Source organism: Streptomyces sp. NPDC007162 (assembly GCF_040634175.1).
In the GTDB taxonomy this organism is placed as follows: domain Bacteria; phylum Actinomycetota; class Actinomycetes; order Streptomycetales; family Streptomycetaceae; genus Streptomyces.
In genome coordinates this window covers 1-3,755 of record NZ_JBEYFC010000706.1, presented here as the reverse complement: position 1 = coordinate 3,755, position 3,755 = coordinate 1, and the positions used below count along the sequence as shown (strand labels likewise).

The 3,755-nt window shown below is 71.8% G+C and carries 3 protein-coding genes; 2 read left to right on the top strand and 1 reads right to left on the bottom strand.

What is annotated here, in order from left to right:
* Window positions 1-88: 88 nt before the first annotated feature.
* The gene (locus ABZ646_RS42450) at window positions 89-1,819 is read left to right on the top strand and encodes a glycoside hydrolase family 6 protein (protein WP_360531919.1); all 1,731 of its coding nucleotides are present in this window, start codon (window positions 89-91) and stop codon (window positions 1,817-1,819) included.
* 19 nt (window positions 1,820-1,838) lie between these two features.
* Here ABZ646_RS42450 and ABZ646_RS42445 read toward each other — a convergent pair whose 3' ends face one another.
* Window positions 1,839-2,645, bottom strand: coding sequence for a phytanoyl-CoA dioxygenase family protein (locus ABZ646_RS42445; protein WP_360531916.1), 807 nt, complete (start codon window positions 2,643-2,645; stop codon window positions 1,839-1,841).
* Window positions 2,646-2,732: 87 nt separating this feature from the next.
* On the opposite strand from ABZ646_RS42445, the gene ABZ646_RS42440 reads away from it, so the two are divergent.
* Complete coding sequence (locus ABZ646_RS42440) at window positions 2,733-3,632, top strand: class I SAM-dependent methyltransferase (RefSeq protein ID WP_360531913.1); 900 nt, start codon at window positions 2,733-2,735, stop codon at window positions 3,630-3,632.
* Window positions 3,633-3,755: the final 123 nt, after the last annotated feature.

Genomic DNA, 3,755 nt, shown 5'->3' with positions numbered 1-3,755 from the left:
CGACAAGGGCACCATCGAGTGGGAGGGCCGCGCCGTCCAGACCCACCCCACCGGAGAAGTCCGACCCGAGAAGAAGGAACCCGCACTCATGAGTCGTACCAGAACAGCGGTACTCGCCGCCCTGGCGCTCGTCGCCGGGGTTTCGGGGCCGGCGGTCGCCGCCTCCCCCGCCGCCCACGCGGCGATCTCCGCGATCCCCTGCACCGTCGACTACAAGATCCAGAACGACTGGGGCTCCGGCTTCACCGCCGCCGTCACCGTCACCAACAACTCGGCGGCGAAGTCGAGTTGGGCGGTGAAGTGGTCGTACGCCGGGAACCAGTCGGTGAGCAGCTACTGGAGCGCCAAGGTCAGCCAGAGCGGCACCGCGGTCACCGCGAGCAATGAGACGTACAACGGCACCCTGGCGACCGGCGGTTCGGTCAGCTTCGGGTTCAACGGGACCTACAGCGGCACGAACGCGGTCCCGACCGCCTTCACGCTCGACGGCGTCACCTGCAACGTCGACGACGGCACCGGCAGCGGTGGCGGCCCGGGTGGCGGGGGCAACGGCGGCGGCTCCGGCACCCGGGTCGACAACCCGTACTCCGGCGCCAAGGTGTACGTGAACCCGGAGTGGTCGGCGAAGGCCGCCGCCGAACCGGGCGGCACCCGCGTCTCCAACCAGCCCACCGGCGTCTGGCTCGACCGCATCGCCGCGATCAACGGCGTGAACGGCGGCATGGGCCTGCGCGACCACCTCGACGCGGCCCTGGCCCAGAAGGGCAGCGGCCAGGAAGTCGTCCAGCTGGTCATCTACGACCTGCCCGGACGCGACTGCTCCGCCCTCGCCTCGAACGGCGAACTCGGCCCGACGGAGATCGACAAGTACAAGACGCAGTTCATCGACCCGATCGCGGCGATCCTGTCCGACAGCAAGTACGCCTCGCTGCGGATCGTCACCACCGTCGAGCTCGACTCGCTGCCCAACCTGGTCACCAACACCGGCAGCCGGGCCACCGCCACCGCCAACTGCAACACCATGCTGGCCAACGGCAACTACGTGAAGGGCGTCGGCTACGCGCTGGCCAAGCTCGGCGCGATCCCGAACGTCTACAACTACCTGGACGCCGGCCACCACGGCTGGCTGGGCTGGGACGACAACTTCGCCTCCTCCGCCCAGGTCCTCTACCAGGCCGCAAACGCCGAGGGCGCGACCGTCGACGACGTCCAGGGGTTCATCACCGACACGGCCAACTACAGCGCCCTGAAGGAGAACAACTTCACCATCAACGACACGGTGAACGGCACCTCCGTCCGCCAGTCCAAGTGGGTCGACTGGAACCGCTACGTCGACGAGCTCTCCTTCGCCCAGGCCTTCCGCACCGAACTGGTCTCGGTCGGCTTCAACTCGGGCATCGGCATGCTGATCGACACCTCCCGCAACGGCTGGGGCGGCAGCGCGCGGCCGGCCGGCCCCGGCCCGACGACCAGCGTGGACGCGTACGTCGACGGGGGCCGCTACGACCGCCGGATCCACGTCGGCAACTGGTGCAACCAGGCCGGAGCGGGCCTCGGCGAGCGCCCGCAGGCCAGCCCGGCCGCCGGGATCGACGCCTACGTCTGGATGAAGCCTCCGGGTGAGTCGGACGGCTCCAGCTCAGCCATCCCGAACGACGAGGGCAAGGGCTTCGACCGGATGTGCGACCCGACGTACACGGGCAACGCCCGCAACGGCAACAACATGTCCGGCGCCCTGCCGAACGCGCCGCTGTCCGGGCACTGGTTCTCCGCCCAGTTCCAGCAGCTGATGGCGAACGCCTACCCGCCGTTGCCGTGACGGCAGCCTCCCCCGGGGCTCAGCCCTCCCGGGCCAGGCCCCGGCGGATGGCGGTCTCCACCGCCGAGTAGTCACCGTCCGGCCGCTCCAGTTCGCAGGGAGCGGCCGGCATCAGCGGTGGCTGGGCCATGAGACGGGGGCGGGAGCCGTGGTGCGGCTGGGCCGCGTGCACCAGGAACGGATGACAGAGGAAGACGTCGCCGGGACGGCCGGTGGCGTAGGCGAGGGGACGGTGCGCGGAGGCCTCGACCAGCCGCGGGGCGATCTCCAGACCGGACACGCCGTCCTCTCCGTAGGGCTCGAGCAGCGGCGGCACGTCGAGGTGCGAGCCGATCCGGATCCGGGTCGGGGCGTCCTCCCGCGTCACCTCGCTGAACAGGAAGAGCATCAGCAGGGCCCGGTCCCGTGAGCGCAGGTTGGTGAAGTACCAGCTCGCGCCCTCGGGAAGGTAGCTTCCCTCGATGTGCCAGCCCGCGTCGTCCGGCTCCTCGGGGTGCGGGAACCGCAGCGGGAAACTTCCCAGCGAATACCTGGGCACCCATCGGCCCTCGCCCACCAGCAGGTCGAACGCCCGATGCAGCGCGGGGGAGTTGGCCGCCGCCGCGAACGGGCCCTGGGCCATGTCCGCCACCCACACCACCGGGTCCTGCCAGGTGCCGGGGTCCTCCGGGTCGTAGCCCGTCTCCCGCCACAGCAGCCGGGCGCAGTCCTCGGCGACCCGCGGCGGGAACGCGCCCTCGATCTTCACGAAACCGTCGGTCAGGAAGCGTTCCACGAGGTCGTCGTCCACCGGGTCATCGTGCCCCGCCCGCCTTGCCGTCCGCATCGGGTTTTTTGCCGCATCGGCAACAGAACTGGCTTCCGGACGGGGCGTCGGCGCACCCTTGCGCCATCCGGACGAGAGGCTGATCCCATGGCGCACGACCACGACCACGACCACCGGCACAAGGGCACGCACACCCACGCGCACACCGACATCGACTGGGCCGAGATGGCCGATCACCTGGAGTCGCAGGCGGAGCTCTTCACGCCCCTCTACGAGAACGCGCTGAGCTGGCTCGGCAAGGAGGTCACCGAGCCCGGGCTGATCGTGGACGCGGGCAGCGGACCCGGGGTGGTGTCGTGTCTGTTCGCCGAGGTCTTCCCGGGCGCCCGGGTACTGGCCGTGGACGGCAGCGCGCCGCTCCTGGACCGGGCCCTGGCCCGCGCCGAGCGACTGGGCGTCGGCGACCGCTTCGGCGTGCTCGCGGGTGAACTCCCCGGAGCGCTGGACGAGTTGGACTACCCGGCGGACCTGCTGTGGGCCGGGCACGCCCTGCACCACCTCGGCGACCAGCGGGCCGCGCTGACCGCCTTCGGCGAGCGGCTGGCCCCCGGAGGCACCCTGGCCATCCTGGAGGGCGGTCTGCCCAGCCGCTTCCTGCCCCGGGACATCGGCATCGGCCGGCCCGGCCTCCAGGCCCGGCTGGACGCGGTGCAGGAGGAGTGGTTCGAGCAGATGCGCACCGACCTGCCCGGCGCGGTGGCGGAGGCAGAGGACTGGCCCGCGCTGCTGAACTCGGCCGGCCTCAAGCACACCCGCAGCCGCAGCTTCCTGATCGACCTGCCCGCCCCGGCCTCCGACCGGGCCCGCGCCTACGCGACGGAGATCCTCACGCGTTTCCGTGACACGATCGGCGACGGTCTCGACGCCGACGACCGCGCCACCCTGGACCGGCTCCTCGACCCGGCCGACCCGGCGAGCGTCCACCGCAGGTCCGACGTGTTCGTCCTCGGCGCCCGTACGGTGCACACCGCGGTCCGGCCCCGGTAGGGGCCACCCGGACGGCCCGGTTCCGGGCGGTACCGGGCCGCGCGCCCACCCCGGGGGGTCGGCCGGCGGCGCACCGCCCCGGGCGGGTGTGGGGGAGGCACTGCTTCGCCCGCTGGGCCCCGA

Coding starts and splice junctions, on each gene's coding strand:
- ABZ646_RS42440 (WP_360531913.1), top strand. CDS start 2,733: ATGGCGCACGACCACGACCACGACCACCGGCACAAGGGCACGCACACC.
- ABZ646_RS42450 (WP_360531919.1), top strand. CDS start 89: ATGAGTCGTACCAGAACAGCGGTACTCGCCGCCCTGGCGCTCGTCGCC.
- ABZ646_RS42445 (WP_360531916.1), bottom strand. CDS start 2,645: ATGCGGACGGCAAGGCGGGCGGGGCACGATGACCCGGTGGACGACGAC.